This is a genomic window from Exilibacterium tricleocarpae, from assembly GCF_007004655.1.
Classification (GTDB): Bacteria; Pseudomonadota; Gammaproteobacteria; order Pseudomonadales; family Cellvibrionaceae; genus Exilibacterium; species Exilibacterium tricleocarpae.
In genome coordinates this window covers 1-22,917 of record NZ_ML660108.1, presented here as the reverse complement: position 1 = coordinate 22,917, position 22,917 = coordinate 1, and the positions used below count along the sequence as shown (strand labels likewise).

General features: G+C 57.6%; 16 protein-coding genes. 9 read left to right on the top strand and 7 right to left on the bottom strand.

What is annotated here, in order from left to right:
- Positions 1–83 precede the first annotated feature (83 nt).
- From FKG94_RS24330 to pomA, 3 genes are read right to left on the bottom strand one after another with little or no spacing between them, the layout of a single operon-like run.
- A complete protein-coding gene (locus FKG94_RS24330; protein WP_142929558.1) occupies positions 84–644 on the bottom strand; it encodes a PilZ domain-containing protein in 561 nt (186 codons plus the stop codon).
- A 12-nt stretch (positions 645–656) separates the two neighbouring features.
- Positions 657–1,652, bottom strand: a complete 996-nt coding sequence (locus FKG94_RS24325; RefSeq protein WP_142929557.1) for a flagellar motor protein MotB — start codon at positions 1,650–1,652, stop codon at positions 657–659.
- A gap of 10 nt (positions 1,653–1,662) precedes the next feature.
- The gene (pomA, locus tag FKG94_RS24320) at positions 1,663–2,427 is read right to left on the bottom strand and encodes a flagellar motor protein PomA (RefSeq protein WP_142929556.1); all 765 of its coding nucleotides are present in this window, start codon (positions 2,425–2,427) and stop codon (positions 1,663–1,665) included.
- Between the two features lie 264 nt (positions 2,428–2,691).
- Here pomA and FKG94_RS24315 point away from each other — a divergent pair, with 264 nt between their 5' ends.
- From FKG94_RS24315 to FKG94_RS24290, 6 genes are all read left to right on the top strand, one after another.
- Positions 2,692–2,943: an exodeoxyribonuclease VII small subunit gene (locus FKG94_RS24315; protein WP_142929555.1), complete on the top strand. Its 252-nt coding sequence runs from the start codon at positions 2,692–2,694 to the stop codon at positions 2,941–2,943.
- Positions 2,940–3,851 (top strand): (2E,6E)-farnesyl diphosphate synthase, encoded by a 912-nt coding sequence (gene ispA, locus FKG94_RS24310; protein WP_142929554.1) that lies wholly within the window; start codon positions 2,940–2,942, stop codon positions 3,849–3,851. The genes FKG94_RS24315 and ispA overlap by 4 nt, the downstream gene beginning before the upstream one ends.
- A gap of 147 nt (positions 3,852–3,998) precedes the next feature.
- Positions 3,999–5,918, top strand: a complete 1,920-nt coding sequence (gene dxs, locus FKG94_RS24305) for a 1-deoxy-D-xylulose-5-phosphate synthase (protein ID WP_142929620.1) — start codon at positions 3,999–4,001, stop codon at positions 5,916–5,918.
- Positions 5,919–6,029: 111 nt separating this feature from the next.
- The gene (locus FKG94_RS24300) at positions 6,030–6,389 is read left to right on the top strand and encodes a glycine zipper family protein (protein ID WP_142929553.1); all 360 of its coding nucleotides are present in this window, start codon (positions 6,030–6,032) and stop codon (positions 6,387–6,389) included.
- 587 nt (positions 6,390–6,976) lie between these two features.
- Positions 6,977–7,438 carry a metallophosphoesterase family protein gene (locus FKG94_RS24295; RefSeq protein ID WP_142929552.1) on the top strand — a complete coding sequence of 154 codons (462 nt, stop codon included), beginning with the start codon at positions 6,977–6,979 and terminating at the stop codon, positions 7,436–7,438.
- Between the two features lie 430 nt (positions 7,439–7,868).
- Positions 7,869–9,083, top strand: coding sequence for a TolB family protein (locus FKG94_RS24290; RefSeq protein WP_142929551.1), 1,215 nt, complete (start codon positions 7,869–7,871; stop codon positions 9,081–9,083).
- A gap of 156 nt (positions 9,084–9,239) precedes the next feature.
- On the opposite strand, the gene FKG94_RS29290 is transcribed toward FKG94_RS24290, so the two are convergent.
- Positions 9,240–11,723 carry a glycoside hydrolase family 6 protein gene (locus tag FKG94_RS29290; RefSeq protein WP_142929550.1) on the bottom strand — a complete coding sequence of 828 codons (2,484 nt, stop codon included), beginning with the start codon at positions 11,721–11,723 and terminating at the stop codon, positions 9,240–9,242.
- 648 nt (positions 11,724–12,371) lie between these two features.
- On the opposite strand from FKG94_RS29290, the gene FKG94_RS24280 reads away from it, so the two are divergent.
- Positions 12,372–13,592 (top strand): AraC family transcriptional regulator, encoded by a 1,221-nt coding sequence (locus FKG94_RS24280; protein ID WP_142929549.1) that lies wholly within the window; start codon positions 12,372–12,374, stop codon positions 13,590–13,592.
- 160 nt (positions 13,593–13,752) lie between these two features.
- Positions 13,753–14,085 carry a hypothetical protein gene (locus tag FKG94_RS24275; protein ID WP_142929548.1) on the top strand — a complete coding sequence of 111 codons (333 nt, stop codon included), beginning with the start codon at positions 13,753–13,755 and terminating at the stop codon, positions 14,083–14,085.
- A 6-nt stretch (positions 14,086–14,091) separates the two neighbouring features.
- Here FKG94_RS24275 and FKG94_RS24270 read toward each other — a convergent pair whose 3' ends face one another.
- Entirely contained in the window at positions 14,092–18,255 is a 4,164-nt protein-coding gene (locus FKG94_RS24270) for a cellulose binding domain-containing protein (RefSeq protein ID WP_142929547.1), read from the bottom strand.
- Positions 18,256–18,681: 426 nt separating this feature from the next.
- On the opposite strand from FKG94_RS24270, the gene FKG94_RS24255 reads away from it, so the two are divergent.
- Positions 18,682–20,448 (top strand): cellulase family glycosylhydrolase, encoded by a 1,767-nt coding sequence (locus FKG94_RS24255; protein ID WP_179957799.1) that lies wholly within the window; start codon positions 18,682–18,684, stop codon positions 20,446–20,448.
- A 249-nt stretch (positions 20,449–20,697) separates the two neighbouring features.
- Here FKG94_RS24255 and FKG94_RS24250 read toward each other — a convergent pair whose 3' ends face one another.
- A complete protein-coding gene (locus tag FKG94_RS24250; protein ID WP_179957798.1) occupies positions 20,698–21,306 on the bottom strand; it encodes a TetR/AcrR family transcriptional regulator in 609 nt (202 codons plus the stop codon).
- A gap of 227 nt (positions 21,307–21,533) precedes the next feature.
- The gene (locus FKG94_RS24245; protein ID WP_142929545.1) at positions 21,534–22,283 is read right to left on the bottom strand and encodes a PDZ domain-containing protein; all 750 of its coding nucleotides are present in this window, start codon (positions 22,281–22,283) and stop codon (positions 21,534–21,536) included.
- Positions 22,284–22,917 lie beyond the last annotated feature (634 nt).

Below are 22,917 nucleotides of genomic sequence, written 5' to 3'. Positions count from 1 at the left end.
GCCTGCTGATGCCGCTGGCTTGCTGACCGCCTATTTCTCAATGGTCGAGAGTGATCGGAGCAACGTGCCGACCACGACCGGCTTTACCCGTCGCGCGCCGTACGGATAATACTCCCCTGGCGTTTGACGATATGTTGAATTAACACTTCCTGGTCGGCCTCGCTCATACCGATAAAGTCCACCCGCAGATAATAACCGCCGCCGTCGCGCGGTTCGCGGGCCACCACCCGGGCCCGGGTATGGATGTTCAGGTTACCCGGTTTCAGCGCCAGCTCCAGGTCCAGCGCCTGCTCGGGCGCCACATCCGTGTCGCAGAGGAAGCCCATACCGCAGGCGCTGATGTTTACCTCTTGGATCTTTTGGGCTAAACGCCGCACCAGATGGTCGTCTATTTCCAGTTGGTTGATAACCGCATCGAGCTTGCCGTTGAGAGCGTCCAACACCTCGCCCAACAGCGGCTGTTTCACCCGCAGCTGGCCGATGCCGCGCTCAAGCTGGGTGTCAAACTTGGCGAGCAGGGCAAACACGTCGCGCGGCGGTTCCTCCGCAGTATCCAGCTCGGCCAGCTCCGCCTCGCTCAACAGGCGGTAAGCGACGCCCACAGTATCGTCGATTCGAAAAAAACGCCGTCGTTCTTCAGCCATATCGCCTACCGGTCAAAACACTTCTTCCGGGTCCAGTTCAAACAGGTAATCCGGGTCCAAATCGAGTTCGCGCAAGACGTCCTCACCCTCTTCTTTCAAAAGTTGCCTATCATCCTGATCGAGATTCTCGCTGTCGATACTCTGCTGGATGACGATTTCCACACGCCGGTTGCGGGCACGGTTGGTCGAGGAGTCATTGGCCACCAGCGGCCTGGTATCGGAGAAGCCCGCCACCTCAAAGCGGCGCTCATTGATCTGGCGGCCTTTCATCAACTCGTGGGCAACGGTAACCGCCCGCGCCGACGACAGCGCCCAGTTCGAGGGGAAGCGCGAACTGCGAATGGGAATGTTATCGGTGTGACCCTGCACCTGTATTCGGCCCGGCTTTTCGGCCAGCACCGCGCGAATTTCTTCGAGCACGTCATAGTAGTCATCGGCCAATTGCGCCGAGCCGGATACAAAGGAGCCCTTTTCGCGAATGCGAATTATAATCTGGCGCCCCTTGTATTCAATTTCGATTTCACCACTGCTGATCTGATCGAACAACTTATCGGCCAGTTCGGTGGCATCCTCCTTGGTCTGCTCGACCATCTCGGCGAGCTTGGCCTTCAAGTCCTCTCTGGCGCGGGCCTCGATACCGGCCTCCTTCTCAACCTGGCCCTGCTCCACATCGAACTGGTTGACGCAATCGAAATCCAGCGAACTCTGGCTCAGGTCTTTGGTAATCTGCCAGATTTCGTTGATCGGGGTCGGCTCGGGAATCCCGGGGCTGAATTCCCGCGCGATAATGCTGGTGCCCTTGGGGGGGTCCATGACCTTGAGCTGGTTCTGCACCCCGAACGCCTGTGCCATGGAGCCGGCCAGACGCTTGAACTTCATGGCGTCCATTTCCGAGAAAGAAAGCAGCAGTACGAAAAAACACATCAGCAGCGACATCAGGTCGGCAAAGGTGCCCATCCACGCCGGCAGGCCGGCCTCACACTCGCACTTGACCTCTTCGTCATCCATCGCCGCTCACCTACTGCGCCGCATCGGCCGCGGCCCGTTTGCCCTCGGGCAAATAGGTGCGCAGCATGGAGTCGATAACGCGGGGGTTCTGCCCCGCCTGAATGGCCAGCAACGCATCGATAATCAGGTTTTTGACCATGGCCTCCTCGGCCGCACGCAGCTTGAGCTTGTCGGAGACCGGCTCGCAAAACGCGTTGGCCAGTACGGCACCGTACAGGGTCGTCAGCAGCGCCACCGCCATGGCCGGGCCGATGGATTTCGGGTCGTCCATATTGGCGAGCATCGCCACCAGGCCGATCAGGGTACCGATCATGCCCATGGCCGGCGCCATGCCCGCCAGGCCACTGAAAATTGCCGAACCGCTGCTGTGACGCTCCTCGGCCAAGCTGCGGTCTTTCGATAACAAGGTTTTCACCACATCCGGGTCGTGGCCGTCGACCAGCAGCTGAATACCCTTTTGCAGGAATTCGTTACCGACTTCCTTGCCCTCGAGCGACAGCAGTCCGCCTTTGCGCGCCACATCGGCGAGTTCGACAATTTCATCGATCAGATCGGCTGGGGCGTCAATCTTGGAGGTAAAGCTTTTGCCGGCGACCTTAAGGGCGCTGAGAAACTGCCCCAGGCCAAACTTGGCCATCACCGCAAAGATACTGCCGCCAAACACGATGACCAGCGAAGGCAGATTGACGAACATGCCCAGATCGCCGCTCAGCATCATGGTCATGACAATCAATCCCATGGCCCCAATCAGCCCCACCAGGGTTGCTAAATCCACACACTACTCCTCATAAAGCTGGTTGACACAGGCGCCGATAAAACACGGGCCGCGACAGGGAGGTCGGCGAGGCTCCGCCGGCGGTTTCGGACCGGTGTCTTACTATTTTAGATAAAGGCGGTATTCCCGCCAGGTATCAGGACAAGCCGCCTATAGATATATCGGACGCTGTGGCAAATAAATTAGACCCGAATCACTCCCCCGATTGACCGGCGCAGCCCCCTCGGTTAGGGTGGCGCCTGCACCCGTCGACTGAGATTCAACATGACTGCAAAGAAGAAAGGCGTGGACTTTGAGCAGGCGCTGAGCAAGCTGGAGACCCTCGTCAACGAGATGGAGCAGGGCGATATGACCCTGGAGGAATCCCTCAAAGCATTTGAAACCGGTATCGGCCTCACCCGCGAGTGCCAGACCCGGCTGACGGAGGCCGAACAGAAAGTGCAGCTCCTGGTGGAAGAACAGGGGGAGCTGCGCAGCCGGCCCTTCAGCGGGGACAGCGACGAAGACGTGGGATGACAGCCACCGTCGAGGTGACCTTCGAGGTGTTTTCCCGGCAGTGTCGCCAGCGGGTGGACAGCGCCCTGGAGCACCTGTTACCCGCCGTTGCCGGGCCCCAGGCGCGTCTTTACGAGGCCATGCGCTACAGTGTTTTCAATGGCGGTAAGCGCATTCGCCCGGTGCTCGCCTACGCCGCTGCCGGTGCCCTGGCGCCGCTGCCGGCAGCGGTCGGCCCGATTGACAGCGTCGCCTGTGCGCTGGAGTGTATCCACGCCTACAGCCTGATACACGATGACTTGCCGGCCATGGATGACGACGATCTGCGCCGCGGCAAACCCACCAGCCACATCGCCTTTGACGAGGCCACCGCCATACTGGCGGGCGATGCCCTGCAGGCGCTGGCGTTCGAAACCCTGTGCGAACCGGCAGCGCTGAGTGCGGATATCCGCCTGGGCCTGGTGCAACGCCTGGCCCGGGCCGCCGGCGGTGCCGGTATGGTGGCGGGCCAGGCGGTGGATCTGGAGTCGGTCGACCGGCATCTTTCACTCGAGCAGTTACAGCACATGCACAACCGTAAAACCGGCGCACTGATCGAAGCGGGAGTGATTATGGGCGCCATGGCCACGGGTGTCGCCACCCGTGATCAACTCACAGCACTGGAAGCCTATGCGCGGGCGGTGGGACTGGCCTTCCAGATACAGGACGATATTCTCGATGTGGTGGCCGACACCGCTACCCTCGGCAAGCGCCAGGGGGCGGACCAGGCCCTGAACAAACCTACTTACGTGTCGCTGCTCGGGCTGGAAGAGGCCCGGCGCCGGGCTGCTACACTGAGTGAACAAGCCTGTGACAGCCTTTGCGGCTTCGACGAGCAGGCACAGCGGCTGCGCGAGCTGGCGCGTTATATTGTCAAGCGCAGTAGCTAGTGTTCACTATCTGTTTATAGCCCAGGGGGCCTGGTTTACTGAGAACGACCGCTCAGGGCACTAGGCAAGGCCGCCGCAGCGCAATACAATGCACTGTTTGGTTTTCAGCCCGGCGGTCACCCCCGCAGACGAAACATGGCAGTCTCGATGTTCAAAGAAATACCGCAACAGCGACCCGATACCCCCCTGCTGGACAGTATTCAGTGCCCCGCCGACCTGCGTGCGCTGGAGCCGGAGCAGTTGCCGCAGGTGACCCGGGAGTTGCGAGAGTTCATGCTCTACTCGGTGGGCCAGACCGGGGGGCATTTCGGTGCCGGTCTGGGGGTGGTGGAGCTGACCGTGGCTCTGCACTATATTTACCAGACGCCGGAAGACCGCCTGGTCTGGGATGTGGGCCACCAGACCTACCCGCACAAGATTCTCACCGGCCGCCGCGACGCCATGTCCAGCATGCGCCAGTTGCACGGCCTGTCGGGCTTTCCCAAACGCAGTGAAAGCGAGTTCGACACCTTCGGGGTGGGCCATTCCAGCACGTCCATCAGTGCCGCGCTGGGCATGGCCATGGGCAGCGAGATGGCCGGTTGCCCGCGCAAAACGGTGGCAATCATCGGCGATGGTGCCATGACCGCCGGCATGGCTTTCGAGGCGCTCAACCACGCCGCCCATGCCGAGACCGATATGCTGGTGATATTGAACGACAACAATATGTCGATTTCCCGCAACGTCGGCGGCCTGGCCAACTATTTTGCCAAGATTTGGGCCAGCAAGTTCTACAACTCCCTGCGTGAGGGCAGCAAGCGGGTGCTGACGAAAATCCCCCAGGCCTGGGAGATTGCCCGCAAAACCGAAGAGCATATGAAAGGCATGGTGTCTCCGGGCACCCTGTTCGAGGAGCTGGGGTTCAACTACGTGGGCGCCATCGACGGCCACGACCTCGAGCGCCTGGTTCACGACCTGCGCAACCTGCGCGATATCAAAGGGCCGAAACTGCTGCATATCATCACCCGCAAGGGCAAGGGTTTCGAGCCCGCCGAGGCGGACCCGGTGGGCTACCACGCGCTGAACAAGATCGAACCGGCGTCCAAGCCGGCACCGAAACCCGCCAGCCCGCCGCCCCGCAAAAAGCTCAAATACCAGCAGGTGTTTGGCGACTGGCTCTGCGATATGGCCGCGGCGGACGAGCGCCTAGTGGCAATTACACCGGCCATGTGCGAAGGGTCGGGGATGGTGGAGTTTGCCGAGCGCTTTAGCGAGCGTTTTCACGATGTCGCCATCGCCGAGCAGCACGCCGTGACCCTGGCGGCGGGCCTGGCCTGCGAAGCGGTAAAGCCGGTGGTGGCCATCTACTCGACGTTTTTACAGCGCGCCTACGACCAGTTGATTCACGATGTCGCCATCCAGAATCTCGATGTAACCTTCGGTATCGACCGCGCCGGACTGGTGGGGGAGGACGGTCCGACCCACGCCGGCAGTTTTGACCTCACCTACCTGCGCTGTGTGCCGAATATGATTGTCGCCGCCCCCAGCGACGAAAACGAATGCCGGCAGCTGCTCTTTACCGCCTATGAATTCAAGGGGCCGGCCGCCGTGCGCTATCCGCGGGGTACCGGGCCGGGCGCCGACATTCAGGCCGAGATGTCTGCCCTGGCGATCGGCGAGGGCACGGTCAAACGGCAGGGCAAACGCCTGGCCATTCTGAGTTTTGGCACGCTGCTGGCCAATGCGTTGCAGGTGGCCGATACCCTCAACGCCACGGTCTGCGATATGCGCTGGGTCAAACCCCTGGACGAAGCGCTGATCGAGCGCATGGCAACGGAGCACGAGCTGCTTGTCACCCTGGAGGAAAACACCGTTCACGGCGGCGCCGGCTCTGCCGTCAACGAATACCTGGCCCGGCTTGGAGTCGTGATGCCGGTGCTGAACCTGGGCCTGCCCGACAGCTTTATCGAGCACGGCAAACACCCGCAACTGCTGGCTTCGGTCAATCTCGACCCGGAAGGTATACAGCGGTCGATCGAGGAGCGCCTGGCGCTGCTCGATGGCGCGGCGCGCAGCGCGGCTGGATAGGCTGGGGCACGGCCCACCGACCGCTGCCATTCAGTTTCCGTTCAGGGATAAATCGCCATAATCCACTGAGTTCTATTTTCTCAGCCTGAAGCGCAACGATGGAGCATACCTATGAAAGCAGCCGTCACCTTACTTGGAGTCTTCTCTATCCTGCTGGCCGGCTGTGCCAGCGACCGGGTTATCATCGACAGGAAGGGTGTTTCCATGGCGCAATACGCGCAGGATCGCTCGGAGTGTGAAGCCTATGCCGACGAGGTCAATACCGGTGAGAAAGTGGCCGAAGGCACGGCCGCAGGCGCTGTGCTCGGGGGCGTTTTCGGTGCGATCTTTGGTGATTCCGGCACGGCTGCCCGGGGTGCGGGGGCCGGCGCGGTGTCGGGCGCGGCAGGCGGAGCCGGTAAAGCGGCTGCGGAGAAGGATCGGGTGGTGAAGAACTGTCTGGCGGGGCGTGGGTATAAGGTGTTGAATTGAATGTGCGGCGGCTTTTTACCGAGCCGGAAAGTCGCCCAAAAGATTCGAGAGAAAGTCGACAGACTAAACGAGCTGTCCAGTATCGGCAAAATAAACGTAAGTAAGCCGTAGCTTCAAGAACTACGCATTTATTCCTATCGGTTCATGTATGAAGTCAAAGGCGAGAACAGCCATGTTCTCGCTGTAATTCACAAACGACAGGATTTTTCAGCGGAAGATTTATCCTGAGCCAATCAGTGAAAGAACAAAACATTAAAAAACACTCTGCCATGCTTACTTGAGGTTCGGACCACAACTGTTACTCACATTACCGCCCCAGGCTCGAAGGAAGACGCCACGGGTATCTATCTAATAGTAAGGTCCCCCACTCCCGATTTTCAGGGAGCACTCCATTTCTCCATCGACTACGACGATATGTTCTTTAACGATGCGATCGAGCAAATCGACAACAAAGTTATCAGCGCCCCATGCTACAATCCTTCGATCAGGCAAAAGGGAGGTTCGCTCTGTGTCGAACGGCAGTTGATGAACAAGCATTTGTCCGCACAGGCTAGTCGTCCGGACGGCTTCAAACACGAGGGCATCCAATGTTCAAGACAATAGGTGTTATCGCCGACACCCACGGATTGCTGAGGCCCGCCGCCATCGAAGCGTTGCAGGGCGTCGATGCCATTATCCACGCTGGTGATATCGGCAAAGAGGAGATCGTGCACGAGCTGGTACAAATCGCACCACTGACGGTTATCCGCGGCAATATCGATACCGATGCCTGGGCCCAGACGTACCCGGATACCGCGACGCTCGAAATCTTGGGTCACTCGATTTATATCATCCATAATTTGAAAGATCTGGACGTTTCATCAGAGCATCGGTTTTCGGTGGTGGTGTCCGGGCATTCCCATAGCCCTAAAAATGAAGTGAAAGACAAAACGCTTTATTTTAATCCGGGCAGTGCCGGACCGCGGCGTTTTAAACTACCGGTAACGATCGGCAAACTGTCAGTCGGCGAAGGGAAAGTCAGCGGCGAAATTATCCGACTTGATATCTAGTGCCTGAGTGCCCTCCACACTGCGCGGCTTTTGTACACTGAAAACTTCCGGACTGGAGGCGGGCTTTTAACTGTCAGACCATTGCGGCAGTATTCACCGAACCTCCCCTGACAAAACGCCTGTCCACAGGTTCTGTTGAAAATCGATAGTTAACACCGTGCCACCCTAGTGGCGCCACTCGCCCATATTTTTTCATTGTTATCACGCCGTCAATAGAGTCCGAAGTGCTCAATCTATTGCCTGAGCCTTGGCACCTGGATCAAAAGCATCAATCATACCAGCGCAACATCAGAACTGAAGTGCCGAGCCGTTCACAACCTTTTGGAAAACCGACATGGACAGCCGCGATGGAGCATTGTATCTTTCAGATTATGTGCGTTAAGCCGCGCGCTAAAAGCCATCTGCACATACGCCAAAACAGACGTCAGCCATGCGCACAAAAACCACTAAAATGTTTATCAAACTATTACTCTGTTCTCTGACGACCGTCGCTGTCGCAGCCGACACTTCCATTTATTTCAATGCCAAAGTCGTCGGCCCGGTAACCAATATCTACGCCATTAATGCAAAAGGCGAGGTCGACAAACTGACCGACAACCATGCCTGGCGCGATCTCGAACCCGACATTTCAAAGCGAGGCGATTTAACGTTTGCCTCCAACCGGGAGCCGCAGATCAAAATTGACCTGCAGCGCAAGTCAGAGAACTTTGATATCTATTTTCGCGACCACCAGACAAAGAAACTAACGCAGCTGACAAAACACCCCGATCGGGAGACATCCCCCAAGTTCAGTCCCGACGGCAACTGGATTGCCTACCTCAGGGGCAGCCGTGCAAACGGCTGGGAGTTGCACCGTATCAAACCCGACGGCAGTGGCGGGTCGCAGTTGCTCAAAGCCGATCAAATCATCGATTACTCCTGGTCTCCCGACGGCAAAAAGATTGTATTCGCAGAAATCCACGGGGGCCGCTCGGCATTGGGCGTCGTTACAGTTGCGTCGGGGAATATCAGACGGCTGCTTTACGCTGATAACGATATCGCACCGACACCGACACCGACACCGACACCGACACCGACACCGACACCGACACCGACACCGACACCGACACCGACACCGATATCAAACCCGACAGGACAACCGGCTGCAACCAAAACCCGCGTGGTCGCGCCGCAGTGGTCTCCGGACGGCAAGTCGATTAGCTACATCCAGCACCCGCTAAGCACCGGCGGGTCCCGGACGGCGCTGGTGCTGCATTTGGCAGACACCACGCCTATCAAAGTGTCTCCCGCCGGCGCCCAGGTTCAGGCCCCGCTGGTCTGGTCCCGCGACAGCAAGCAGCTACTCTACGCCGCCCTGGTCAACTATCGTTACCACTATGACGAAAGCACTCACCGCAAAGTCTATGAAGGGGGTATGCACATCTTTCTCTCGGCAATCGGCGGCGACACCCGGCAACTAACCCGGGGCGACCACTTGTTTACCCGCCCGGCATTTTCTCTCGACGGGCGACGCATCGCCTACCTTTATGCGGACACGCTCGGCGATGCGCGCACGTTATCCCTAGAGACCATGACCACGGCCGGAACAGACAGACAGGTACTTTATTCACGCGTCGCACGGCAGTCCGCACTGATCTGGCGCTAACCTAGAGGGACGCCTGCAACTTAGCAACTTAAGGCTTTGAGGGACACCTGCAACTGTGCAACTTAAGTACCCGCCGTCGGATAGATACAGTTTGGCGAACTTCATTCAGTTGCTAAGTTGCAGGCGTCCCCAAGACAAGGGGGTACCGGTCAAACGCTAGTCATAGCGCAGCTCGATAGAAGCCGCCGCACCGTTGCGAATAACTTTCACCTGATCGGCACCGGCAAGACCCACACTGCTGAAATGACCGCTGGCGTTATCGCTGCCGCCGGCGTGCTCCAGAGTCACATCAAACGCATCGCCGGTGTTCTCCACATACAAGTTGTTCGGAATAGCCTCACCAAACTGCACGTGTATCGGTGCCTGGCACCCCAGGTCGATAGGCACACGAACACCGGGCTGGTCGATCAGCACAGGCTGATTCGGGTCCAGTCCCGGGCAATTGCTGCGCGGCGGCAACGGGGGTGGCGGCGGTCCGGCCGGGTCCTGCGCCGGCGGATAGGCATTGTTTAACAACACCGCAAAAGCCTCCGGGAACCAGCGACCCGCATGGGGGGCATTGGCCAGCGCACCGGTCGTCACCGCGGGGTTGTCGCGACTGGGCGCCGTCGGGTCGCACATGGGATCGTGCCGCTTGGCCGGGTCGTTGGGGTCGGGCTCGAAGTTGGGGTCGCTGATACCGTCTGACTCACCCTGCGGCTTGATCCAGACAAACGCATCGATACCCTCATAAGGGTCCGCCCAGGGTTTAAAGCCGACACCGCCCGGCTGGTTACACCAGTTGCCCCGGTGCAGGCGCCGATCGACACGAGACTCATTGATATAGGTGTTGATATCGGTGGCAGTGCTGACCTGCGTCGGCCGCTCGGGGCCGCCCCAACCGTTGCGGCCGGTGTCGATCAACATGCCGATGGTGGCCGGCGCGCCGCGGGCGATCATCGCCTCGCGCCAGTCCTGGGCGTAGGCTTTTTCCTCGAAGTAGTCGTTCCACTCGTAAAAATCCGCCGAGCGCACGGGCAGGCCGGCGACACTCAGGTTCGGGTCGGGCAGAAACGGCTCCACCGTCGGCGTATAGTTGGCCGAGTTGGTGGCAAAGCCGGCCACACTGCCCCAGCCGGCATCGGTGCTTTCAATCACGTCGGCAATCAGATTCACCGCCGGCCCAAAGTTGCTCGACCAGCCCAACCAACCGGAATGAGCGATATCGAGATACGGGTAGACGTTTTCCAGCGGCGCCAGTTGGTTGAGTGCGTGACGAATACCGTCGCGATAGCCGCCGGGGCCGTCCGCTTCGGCGCAGTCGGGAACGCTCAGGTTGGTGACCAGGTTGGGCAGTGAATCGACCTCAATAATTGCCACTATGCGAATACCGGCGTACTTTGGATCGGAGACTACCTCGACAATCGACGCAATGTATTCGTCTTGATAACGCTGGAAGCCGTTTTCTGAAATACGCAGCTCGCCGCTGGAGGCCAGCGCCGCACAGTCGCGATTGGGCAGGTCGTAGACCACAAACATAAACATGCCCGCATTCTGGCTCAGCGCTTCATCGAGATGCCCGCGCAAGCCGATACCGTCGGTAATGGCACCGATACGATCCATCCACACCGCGGTGTTGTATTGGGCGATAGCCGCTCCGCCCGGCTCGGCCGCCGCCCTGGCGGACCAGAGGGGATCGATATAGTAGTCCACATCGCGAAACGGGTTGTCGACCCGCACGGGGGTATCGCCGACCACGACAGTGAGGGTAGCAGTATCCTCGGCCTCGCCGTCGCTGACAGTCAAGGTGACGGTGTAAACACCATTTTGCGAAAAGGTATGAGCGGGGGAAACAGCCGTTGACTGCTCGCCGTCGCCAAACAGCCAAAGATAAGTCAAAGGATCGGGCCCGTTATCCGGATCACTGGACGCCGAGCCGTTAAAGCTCACCGCCAGCGGCGCCGGCCCATTGCTGGTGCTGGCGGTCGCGACAGCCACCGGCGCAAGATTGCCATTGACGGTAATCACCACGGACGCCGTGTCGTCGGCCTGGCCGTCGCTGACTGTCAAGGTGGCAGTATAAACGCCCGCCTCGGTATAGGTATGGTTGACCAGGGCGCCGGTGGCGCTGCTGCCATCGCCAAAGCTCCAGGAAAAAGTCAGGCCGCTTACATCGCCATCGGGATCGGAGGAGCCACTTGCATCAAACCCCACAGTTAAAGGCGCATCGCCCTGCAGCGGGTTGGCAGCGGCCACAGCGACCGGCGCCAGGTTGCCCGAGCAGACAGCTCCGGTCACCTCCGGTACCTGGGCCGGGGCAGCCCCCTTGCTGCCCTGGAAGCCAAAGCTGACGGTTTGCCCGGCGCCAATGTTGCCGTTCCACGACAACCCGGTAGCGTTATAGGGATTGGCGCCGGAAATATTAGCGTTCCAACCATTGCTGACCCGGTTGTCTCCACTGTACTCCCAATTTACTTCCCAGCCATCAATAGCTGCGGCGGTGTCATTGGTGATGCTGATAGTCGCCACGAAACCATTATTCCACTCGTTGTCCACACGGTACTGGCACACCGCAGCATGGCTCCATGGGGCGTATAAAGTCACTAACCCGACGCCCAGTGCCAGCCAGCGCCGGCACAGCGTCTCGGTAAAAGTAGTCATAGGTCTTGCCTCTGTATTTAATGGTTGCAGTCATCCGACAGGTCACATCGCACTTTCGAAAAACGCGACCCGGCGCATCGATCACCAAACCGACTGCGCCAGGTGGGTACCCCGGCTACTTACTATGGCGAACAAGGCAGGCGGCAGTCGTCGTCATAGGAGCGCAATTTGGTATCGATATACGTTCATGCCTGTAAAACTACTTTGCGCAAGCATCGAATACTTGAAGGGATTCTACTCTTCGTGCCTATATGTCATATATTTCATCCAGCTAAAAAAACGACCTCCAGGGCGGCTGAGAGACAGCGCAAAGGTTGTGACCTCGATCCCATTTATTTAATGGAAAATATTTTCCATTCGAGTGCGTTTTTTGTGAAAAAAAAGGCAAAACCTGCCGCTACCGCCTCAACGGCGGCGGCTTGCCATGCTGTTTGAAACCTGTGCTTTTGCAAGGTTGTTTTTATGGCCTAATATAGATGTTGAGAAACCCAGTTGATTGTGGAACACTAGCCAAAAAATAAGAGTAGCCCACACTGATATTCTCTCCGGACTTATTCAAAGTAGCTATTATAATAGCTGGCGGAGGATAATAGCTGGCAGAGAAAAGTATGATTTAGATAAACTCACGGGCACGATGTTTGATTGACGATGATGATGGAGCTCGTTTTATTCAATACGCACGATGTCGTGCTGCTGATAACCGTCTACCAGTGCGTCTTGTTTTCGGTGCTGGTGTTCTTTACTCAGCGGCAACCGTTGCAATGTAACTTACTGCTCGCCGGCTTTCTCTTGGCAACCGCCGCCATTCCCCTGGATACGCTGATCAACTTCGGCGCCGGCATGCGCGAGTGGATGATCGGCAGTCACCCCAATTGGTTTTACGTCTTCGAGTTCGGTTACTGGGTGCAGGGGCCGCTGCTACTTTGGTACATCCGCTCGCTGGTCTATAAAAACTACTCTCTGGAGTGGTGGGACCTGCTGTATCTCTCCCCGTTCCTGTTGTATTTTTTCCATCAATTTATCGGCTATCATTTGCTGCCGAGCGATCTGAAAGCGCAAATACAAGACGACAATAATCTGCTGCAACACTCCAGCACAGTGTTTTATATCAATCTGGCCCGCGAGTTTCTGCGGGTCTTTTTTGGTATTATCTGTGTGATTGAATTAAATCGCTACCGCGCCCAAATCAAAAAGCGCTATTCGTCTGTGGAAGGCCTGGATTTTACCTGGCTGAATTTTCTGACGTACGGCTTTCTGACGCTGTGGGGCTGGGCACTGTTGATCGCCGCCCTGGTGCTCTACTCGGTGGAAAGCGGAGTGGCGCTGAATATCGGCATTATGGGCCTAACCGCCAACTACGTTACCTGCCTGCTGATTGGCGTTATTATGATTATCATTTCCAGCAGGCCATCGGTATTCTCTGAAATCGAAAGAATCAATTCCACCACCGCCGGCCCCCATAGAACCCATATCAACCTCGATCAGGTGGAGGCGCTGGAGGCGCTGATGCAGCGGGAAAAACCCTACCTGGATCCCTCACTGACGCTGGATACGCTCGCCGCCAGTCTATCGGTCTCACCGCGCACCCTGTCACATATTATCAACCGCCACTACGGCTATAACTTTTTCGAGTTTGTTAACAAATACCGCATTGACGCCGCCAAGGAGATGCTGTTGACCGACGGCCAGCCTCACGCTACGGTTTTGGATATCATGTACAAGGCGGGCTTTAACAGCAAAGCCACCTTCAACAACTTTTTTAAAAAATCCGAAGGCATGACACCGCGTGAATACCGCAAGCGAAATATGGAAGGGTTCCCGTTAGACCGCCAGGAACTGCTTGCGTCGACCGCCGCGGATAAGTCCTGACACCGACTTAACTGCAGGATCAACTTGGACAAAATCCATGGGGATCGAAATGAATTCAACCTGCCCAACCCGGACAGAGTCGATCGGAATGGAGCCGGGTTGAACAAAACTCGCTGGCAAGTATCGACTGAAGTCCACCGTCAGATTCACAAGTTAACCTATGAATATAAGTACCGGCGAAAAGTCTTTGATGATTGTTATATCTTCGATTGTATTGCTGTGTATTGCCGTTGTTTATATCAAGCACTATTTCCTGGAGCAAAGCTACGAAAACTGCCGTTACTACGCCCGCGGAGTCGTTGAAACCGAGGCAAGTTGCCAGCGTGAAAACTGTCAGCCGGCTGCCACGGAGTCGCCGCCGGAGCACCTGGACATACCCGCCGACTTTGCCCGTAACTATCTCGCCGACTATCGACGGACCCCGGCGACGGCACAGCGATTCTACCGCGCTTACCTGCTCTGTATGGAGCGCGCCGAAAACGGCTTCCTCTGAACAGCGTTAGTTCGTGCGCGTACAAACTGTGCCGTTCAAGGTGAACACCGCCGGCTGGTGCGCATCGGCATCGATGCGCTTATCGACCCGAAAACCAACACTGCTGGTGCCGCCGCCCGGGGCGAGGGTGCCATTCCAGGCGCCGGCGGCATTGCTGGCGGTAACCTGGACACCGGCACTGCTAAACGTGGCGTTCCAGCCGGCTGCAAACTGTTCGCCGGCACCCAGTGACCACTGCAGATCGTAACCCGCAACCGGCTCCGCACTGGTATTGGTCACCACGATGTCGGCCTGGTAGCCGCTACCCCAGACGCCGGCGAGTGTGTAGCTCACCTCGCAGGCGCCGCTGCCGCCGAACTGGATAACCGTCTCCGCAGACAGGGTGGCGGTGTTACCGTTGTTATAGACCGCCCGCGCCTGCAGCCGGTAGCTGCCGGGGCCGGGCGGTGTCCAGGTGGTCTCGAAAGAGACCCCGGCGCCGGTTGCCACCGGGTCGCCATTGGCGTAGTAGACCACCTGCTCCAACGCGGCAATATTGGTGTCTACGGCCAGCGGCACCGCCTCCCCGACAGTGATCTGGCCGGCCTGTACCGAACTGAGAGTGAGCTTGAAGCCGGGCTCCGCCGGCGCCGCCTCGGTGCCGTCGATTTGCCGCAGATAAGCCGCCAGAGACACCCGTTGCAGCGGCGTCAGGGAATCAAAACCATGCCCGCCGGCAGTCGCCAGCAACGCCTCCAGTGTGGCCGCTGAACCGTCGTGTAGATAGGGCGCCGTGGCCCAGAGATCGCGCAGCGTCGGCGTATCCAGACCTCTGAGCGGCTCGCCCAAACGCGCGCCGCTGGCCGGCGACAGGGTACCCACATCGTGCCGTAACCCCTGCCCGCTGTCACTAAAGGCACTGCCGCCGTGACAGTTGCCGCAACCGGCGTCGATAAAAACCTGTTTGCCGGCCTGCGCCGTGTCGGTAAGACCCCCGTCGGCGCGGCGATACGGGCTCTTGTCAAACGTATCGAGACTGTCCAGGTAGGCAGCCAGCGCATCGAGTTCCGGCGAGCGGCCGGCTTTGGCGACACCGAGCGGCTCACCGGCAGCGGCAAAGTCCGCATCGCTCAAAAATCCGCGGCCGCCGAAAGGACCGCGGATATCGTGTTCAAAGTCCTGAATCTCGTCGAAGTTGGCGGACCAGTGCACCCGCCCGTGGCCGGTGCCGGCGCGCCCGCGCAAGGCGATGGTATTGCGCAGCCCCTCGCCGCGATCGGTAAAATCCCAAACCCGGCCGTCCTGATCGCCATCGTCGTGGCACACTGCGCAGCTTATATAACCCTCCAGGGCCATACGCGGATCGGCGGCATTATAAAAGACCCGTTTGCCCGCCAGCACCTGTGCAGTCAGTTTTTCAGCGGCGACGGTGGCTACGGTCGCCAACAGCGGCAACTGCGCGCTACCGCCATTCAACATGGCGGTGGCGTCGAATACACTGACACTGCGGCCCATAAAATTCTTCACGAACACACGCTGTGTCGACGGATCAACCAGCACGCCCTGCGGCGCCAGGCCCGTGTCCACCCGCACCACCTCAGTGCCATCGGCGGGGTTCAACGCGATTAACCGGTTATTGCCCTGCAGGGTTACAAACAAATGACTGCCGAGAGGACTGTAAGTAACAGCGGAAGGTTGCGCGTGGTTGTCGATATCGATACGCGCGGCAAATTGCTCGCGACCGTCTGTCAGGCTGATCGGCGCCAGCAGACTGCGCACCGTGCTCTCGAAGGTAAGCGGATCGGTGCCGAGGAACAGGCCGCGATCCACATTGTCTTTTTTCCCCACACTGATAGCGCGTGTGCCGCTGGGATCAATAGCTACGCCGGCGAGATAGTTCGGCAGGCCGCTGCCGCCGGAACCGGTGTCAGGGGTCACAGTGTCATCAGCCAGGGTGATGACACCCGTGAGACTAAAACTCTGCAAGTCGACTTCCCACACCTCACCACTATCACCGACTGATATAAACCGCGTGACCAGTAAAGTACCGCCGTCGGGACTGACCGCCATAGCGCGCGCCTCCTGCCCGAGCGCGAGTGTATCGAGGAGCGCAAAGCTCTGCGCGTCGAATGCCCGCACTTCGCCGCTACCGCTTAAACTGACATAAACCGTATCGGCAACGGGGTTGGCGATTACACCGTAAGGTTTGGCGCCATAGGACATATCCAGCAGCGCCAGGGTGGTGCCATCCGCCAGCGCCAATACCTGTATCTGGTCGGCATCGCGGCAGGCAACCCAAGCCTGCCCCGCTACGGCAACGGTTACAGAAACGGGATCTTTACAGACAGCGTACTCGGCCACTTTCTCTAACGTATCGGCATCGATCAGTGCCAGGCTGTCGTTGTCCGGATTGACGACGGCGAGTCTTCCGGCTGCGGCATCGAGAGCCAACGGACCGGAGTGTGTGGCCGCGGAGGCGGTGCTATTCATTACCACCACCAGATTGCGACCGGCGCCGCTGATACCGCCCTGGGCATCTCTCACCTGCACATTTATCCGCGGCAGACCGGCAGCAGCGAAAGTGTGCGTCACTGTGTTGGCGGAGGACCAGGCACTGTTGCCCGCACCGAAATCCCACCGGTACTCGAGACTGTCGCCCTCGGGGTCACTGGCCAGCGCCGTCAGCACCACCGGCTCCCCGGCCACCAAGGGGGCTTCACCGCCATAGGTGATGGCGTCCACCACCGGCGGCGCATTGACGTTCAACTCGGCACCTGTCGAAAAATAGAAAACGTACTCGCCGATACCATTGCCGGCGACATCCTTCAATCCGCCCTCGACAAATTTGACTTCATAAGTGGTATCGGGCTGTAAAAAAACTTTCGGAATAAAGTTCAGGACATGGTAGGAGTTCCAGGTAATGTCACCCTCAATCGGCTCGCCACCGCCGATCGGGCGTATTTGAATGCTGCGGTCATTGGCGGTGCGCTCGTCGATAATTTCCGGAATGGAAAAACCGATGACCGTCGACACCGGATTATTAATGGAATTGGCGAACGGGCTGTGGAAGCCGATTTCGGGACCGCGGCTATCCGGACCGTCCTGGTGCTGGTAAAAGAAGGTGCGCCCGTCACCGCCGTTGGAACCGCTGCCCACCACCACCGGGCCCAACGGCATCCACTGGTAATCCAGATAAGTTTCGGGCCAGCCCGGCGCGACGAAGCGCTGCACGATCTCACCGGTTTCCATATCGATCTTTACCGCCAGATCGTTCTGCCCGGTAAAGCCGTACTGATCCTGAAAATACATATAGCGCCCGGCCGACATTTCCGCGACCTTGAGACCGGTGCTGCCGCCGGGCCAGACCCCGGCCTTCAGATCGGTGGGATCGCTGAAGTCGATCATGGCCAGATTATTGTCGTTGAGGTTGCCGTCATTGCCGTTTAAAAACACCACCCTGTCACGCCAGACATGGTAGGTGGTGGTGTACTGTTGAAAGCCGGGGCCGGTTACCGAATCGAGAAAATTCACCTGTTTGGGGTCACCGATGTCCAGCACCGCAATACCGCTGCCGGTAGTGGTAAACAACAGGTTGCCGATTCGAAACCGGAGGCTGCCCTCGGCGCCGTTGCCGGTGGGAAAGGTGGCGGTGATGGCGTCGGGATCGAGCGCCGGGTCGTCATAGCGCAGGTCGTGGACATTGCCGCCGTTGGTACCGGTGGGAAAGGTCTCCAGCAACTGCCACTTCTGCAAGCCCTGGCCGCCAGCGGCAATCGGCACCGGTACCTGCGGGTCGGTCCAGGGTTTGAGATCGAACATATCGCGCAGGTCCAGAAAGTGATAACCCGAGCCGGTGACTTCCGGTGTCGAGTATTCGCGCCAGAAAATGTCCGTGTTCAGCTTCCACCAGCGGTGGCCGTTATCGCCGTAGTCACGGGAGGTGAGCAGGGTGGGATCGGTGGCATCGGAGACATCCCACAGCGTCGTCTTGCCCTGCCCCATGATATAGAGGTAGCCGCGATGGAACTGCACCATGCGCCCGCCGAGGGGTACAAACTTGAGATAGGTGCCGGCCGGCCGCGCCCTGTTGTCTATACCGGGGCCGTCGCTGCCGTCCTGGGCCCGGGCGCAAACCGCCGACATGATAACCGCACCGGCGACTAACCACCGGCAACACTGGGACTTATCCATGCTCTCTCCTCGTCACAGAAGATTTGTCGCATTGCAGCATCTCCCATACCTGATGGCCGGGAGTTTTCATTCACTATGACGATGGGCCGGGCCCGGTTCGACTATTTACAAGATATTTTGGTACTTCGCGCCCGTTTTGCCGATTCTCGGACTTTTCTTGCGGAAACATGAACCTAAGGACGCCATAACGCGCCAGTTTGGGTTGCATCCATAGCACCTCAAACCCTGGTGTCGTGCAAACGGACATCTGCGCAAAATCAGTTTCCATGCCACCGGTGAAGTTCAACTATCGCTTTCGGGTACGGCTTTCGTCCCTGTCTCACATCCACACGAAATCGCAGCCCAGTCAGACGACGTCCGCAGCGGCCAGTGAAATAGTGTGTGCTGCGGCACGGCCGCAACTGTCACTCACACTTGGAGCAACCAATGATGAAAACAAGACTGTTTATCGCCACCCTGGCGCTGCTGGCCCAGCCGGTGCTGGCCGCGCAAGTCAGCATGACTGTGGTGGACGACTGGGGTCAGGGCTTTGTCGCCAAAGTTGTTATCGACAACACCAATGGGGCCGAACCGGTCACCGACTGGCGCCTGACCTGGGAATTTGACCGCACCATCGCCAACCTGTGGAATGCGACCTTCACCCAAACCGGCCAGAGCGTGGAGGTGGATAACGCCGGCTGGAACGGCACGGTGCCAGTAGGCGGCAGTGTGGAATTTGGTTTCCAGGGCACGCCCGGCAATTTTACCAATCCGCCCGCGGTGACGCTGATCGACGGCGGTAACGGCGGCGGCGGCGGCGGTGGTGGTGGTGGTGGTGGTGGCGGTGGTAATGATCCAGGGGTGGTGGCCTGTGGCGTCGACCCCACGCCCCTGCCCGGCGGCGACGATTGGTTGACCACCTCGGGCAATCAGATTGTCGATGCCGGCGGTGATGCGGTGTGGTTGACCGGTGCCAACTGGTTTGGCTTCAATACGTCGGAGCGCGTCTTCCACGGTCTGTGGAGTGTCAATCTGGAAAACCTGGTGGAAGGCGTCGCCGAGCGCGGTATTAATTTACTGCGTGTGCCCATCGGCACCGAGTTGTTAAAGGAATGGAAGTCCGGCGTGTTCAAGCCGACCAACGTCAACCTGGCCGCCAATCCGAAGCTACAGGGAAAAAACAGTCTGGAAATCTTTGATCGGTTTCTGGCCGTCGCCAAAGCTTGTGGCGTAAAGGTCATGCTCGATGTACACCATCCCGATCAAAACAACTCCGGCCACACGTATTGGGGGTGGGCCAAGGGTGATATCACCGTGGCAGACTTTTACGATACCTGGGAGTGGTTGGCCGAGCGCTATAAAAACGACGACACCATTATCGCATTCGATCTGCAAAACGAACCTCACGGTGTTCCCAACGGCAACCTCGGCAACGATATTCAAAAGGACCCGAATGAAAGCTGGGAGTCCTATTGCACGCGCAAGCCGGCCTCGCAGCGCACTGACTTTGCCAAGTGGGACAATTCAACCGACAGTAACAACTGGAAGCACGTGGCCCAGACCGCCGCCTCGCGTATTCTTGCGATCCACCCCGATGTACTGATTCTGGTGGAGGGCATCGAGGTTTACGCCCGTTATGGTAAGTGGGTAAACAACAAGTCGTCACCGGTGCCCGGTCAGGGCGATCAGTGTTACGATTTTAACTGGTGGGGCGGCAACCTTCGCGGCGTGCGCGACGTCGAAGTGCAAGTGCCCGGCCACCAGGCCCAGATCATGTACTCGCCCCACGATTACGGCCCGCTGGTTTTCCGCCAGCCGTGGTTCGAAAGTGAGTTTGACCGCAACAGCCTGCGCGCCGAGGTTTGGGAGCCCAACTGGTTGTATATCCACAACGAGCTTATTTCACCGCTGTTGATCGGCGAATGGGGCGGTTTTATGGACGGCGGCGACAACCAGAAATGGATGGAGGCGTTGCGCGACGAGATTGCGGAGCTGCGGCTACATCACACCTTTTGGGCGATCAACCCGAATTCCGGTGACACCGGCGGCTTGTTGGAAAACGATTGGGTGAGCTGGGATGAGGCTAAATACAATTTGTTGAAACCGGCGTTGTGGCAAACCGGGGGCGGTAAGTTTATCGGCCTGGATCATGCCGGTAAGCTGGGGGGTACGGCTGGGACGGGAGTGTCCTTGGGCGAGGTGCAAGCTCCGTAATCCACCAGGCTGGGAGGGAGTGTGGGCAGATGGACCCACACTCCCGACCACAAGGCGGATAAAACAGGTAAGGCAGGTTTGCCATACCTTAAAAACTCCAGCTTCTTTAACTCGAAAAACCGAGCCAGATTAACTGCAGTAATGTGTATTAGAAAAATGGGAAGGTAACTAGGGAATGGTAAAAACTCACCACAACGCTTAACAACAGAGGCGGCTGTCACTGTCGCCGGTATTATAAAATCGCCTGGCTTACTCCCAACGATCCAGCAAAATCCTCACCGAGTCGACCACATTTTTTATCAGAGCATCAATATCGAAACCCTTATCGCCGTACTTTGCAAGCTGCACCTGCAGAGAAGCACCATCGATCAACGCCACCAGAACCTGTGCCAGATTGTCTTGTCGGCCAGTATCGAGATGTGGCGCCACAATATCGATGACTTGTCTCACATAGCCCCGCACATAAGCATACCCCTGTGCTTTCAACTCGGAGTAGCTCGGGTCATTCATCGCCAAAAACTCCGCGATCGCGTAAAACTGCCCGGCTTCGCTGGCGTAGTATTGAAGTATGGATGCCACGGCTTCTGCAATACATTGCTCGGCACTCTCATGTCTCCAGTTTATCTCGCTCAGAAGCTCGATGGGTCTCTCGGTTTCGTCGGCGATAACCGCTTGAATAAGACTGTCTTTGGTCGGGAAGTAGTACTGCAGATTGCCAACAGATATACCCAGTGAGGAAGCAATCATCCGCACAGAAACATTGGCATAGCCATCTGCCAGTAATGACTTACGCGCCGCAGCCAGAATAAGTGCGCGCCGGGCTTCGCCCTTAGAAAGCTGTTGTTTACTGCCCGTCACAATCCAACCTGGCTTGGGAAATAATGCTAGACAATAATAGGCTAACGACCTAAAATCAAGCTGTTTCTCGCCTATATACATCTTAAAATTATGATGTCGTCAGCGGGACGTACGGATCGGGATACCAGCCGCTAGCTGATAGAGCGCTTGAGTCTCGGGGGTGAAGTCGAAAAATCGCTATTAGTGGACAGAAAACCTTTATCGGGGCACTGTGGGTGCTACTGCGGCTATTCGGTTTTCTTCAAGTCAACGGCGAGTGTATGCGTCTTGCCATCGCGCAAGATATTAAGCTGTGCAATAGTTTTATGCTTTATCGCCGCAGCAATCTCAGTGGCACAGGTAATACTATTGAACTCAACGCCGTTGATCGCCGTAATGATATCATCGGTTTGCAAGCCTACTTGCGCTAAAGTATCGGGAAAACTGCCAGCAACTATTTTGTAGCCCTGCAGCCGACCCTTCTCCCGTAACATGTTAACACTGACACTTCCGGGTATCGTGTCGAGACGCTGCTGAATATGATAAAAGTTGTTGGTCTGGGGTAGAACCGTGCCGGGCGCCTGTGTATCGTCGCTGCCTGTAACGCTGAACACCTGTGCGCCCGGCTCGGGTGTTGTCTCAATGAATTGCCTTGAGCCACGGGTTGTAGAGGTAGCCAGGGCAGCCGCGACACTTGGGTCTAAATTGTAAATAACCTGGCGCAGTAAATCGATATTGTCTTTGGTATCAACAAGGGTAATGCCGTTATTATGACTACCGGCCTCAAGTAGAATATGTTGCGGAAACACGGGTGCTAACACCAACAGTGTTTTTACCGCATCGAGCTGGTTTAACCGAATAAATTTCGTACCTGCAACAACACCGCTATCGGCCGCTGATTGTCCGCGTTCAAAAAGAGTCGTGTCCGCAAGTAGTGTTGAACTGCAACAGGCCATTACCAGTGAGAACAACAGATGTTTAACTCGTAAATTTTTCATCGCTTAAAAAGTTCTCCTGTTACAGTTTCAACTTTTGATTTCGTTTTTTGACAGGTTTGAAAATTTTCTTGCTAACGCTGGAGCCTCCCGATTATAGAGAAGAATAAAAGTCGTCATGATGAAAATCAACCGCTAATATTTATTGTTGGGCTGGATTGGTCATGTGGCCCAGACCGCCGCCTTGCGTGTTCTCGCCATTCACCCCAATGCCTTGACTCTGGTGGAGGGTATTGGGGTTTACGCCCGCTATGGGAAGTGGGTAAACAACAAGTTGTCACCGGTACCGGGCCAGGGCAGCGATTGCTGCTTGCCTGACGCAGTACACTGACTCATCTGCAAAGTAACTACTCTCTTCATTTAGGCTCTTTCGGGCACCGTTTGAGCCTTCCTTTTGATATTCACTTCTGAGAAAAACCCCAGCCGAGTAATCACCAGTGTCGGGTCGGAGGAGGCGCCTACTCAAAGGCTCGCCTCCGTCCGCCGCACATACTGGGCATGCTGTTTTCCCGCTGCATATTCCGGCCGAAGTCGAACAGCTATTCCGGCGCATCGTGAACACCCAATCCGATCCAACGTGAACACGCATTCCGGCCCATGGTGAACACTTTGCCGATTTTTCCGGAATCGGTGTTCA

Coding starts and splice junctions, on each gene's coding strand:
- FKG94_RS24330 (WP_142929558.1), bottom strand. CDS start 644: ATGGCTGAAGAACGACGGCGTTTTTTTCGAATCGACGATACTGTGGGC.
- FKG94_RS24325 (WP_142929557.1), bottom strand. CDS start 1,652: ATGGATGACGAAGAGGTCAAGTGCGAGTGTGAGGCCGGCCTGCCGGCG.
- FKG94_RS24315 (WP_142929555.1), top strand. CDS start 2,692: ATGACTGCAAAGAAGAAAGGCGTGGACTTTGAGCAGGCGCTGAGCAAG.
- ispA (WP_142929554.1), top strand. CDS start 2,940: ATGACAGCCACCGTCGAGGTGACCTTCGAGGTGTTTTCCCGGCAGTGT.
- dxs (WP_142929620.1), top strand. CDS start 3,999: ATGTTCAAAGAAATACCGCAACAGCGACCCGATACCCCCCTGCTGGAC.
- FKG94_RS24300 (WP_142929553.1), top strand. CDS start 6,030: ATGAAAGCAGCCGTCACCTTACTTGGAGTCTTCTCTATCCTGCTGGCC.
- FKG94_RS24295 (WP_142929552.1), top strand. CDS start 6,977: ATGTTCAAGACAATAGGTGTTATCGCCGACACCCACGGATTGCTGAGG.
- FKG94_RS24290 (WP_142929551.1), top strand. CDS start 7,869: ATGCGCACAAAAACCACTAAAATGTTTATCAAACTATTACTCTGTTCT.
- FKG94_RS29290 (WP_142929550.1), bottom strand. CDS start 11,723: ATGACTACTTTTACCGAGACGCTGTGCCGGCGCTGGCTGGCACTGGGC.
- FKG94_RS24280 (WP_142929549.1), top strand. CDS start 12,372: ATGATGATGGAGCTCGTTTTATTCAATACGCACGATGTCGTGCTGCTG.
- FKG94_RS24275 (WP_142929548.1), top strand. CDS start 13,753: ATGAATATAAGTACCGGCGAAAAGTCTTTGATGATTGTTATATCTTCG.
- FKG94_RS24270 (WP_142929547.1), bottom strand. CDS start 18,255: ATGGATAAGTCCCAGTGTTGCCGGTGGTTAGTCGCCGGTGCGGTTATC.
- FKG94_RS24255 (WP_179957799.1), top strand. CDS start 18,682: ATGATGAAAACAAGACTGTTTATCGCCACCCTGGCGCTGCTGGCCCAG.
- FKG94_RS24245 (WP_142929545.1), bottom strand. CDS start 22,283: ATGAAAAATTTACGAGTTAAACATCTGTTGTTCTCACTGGTAATGGCC.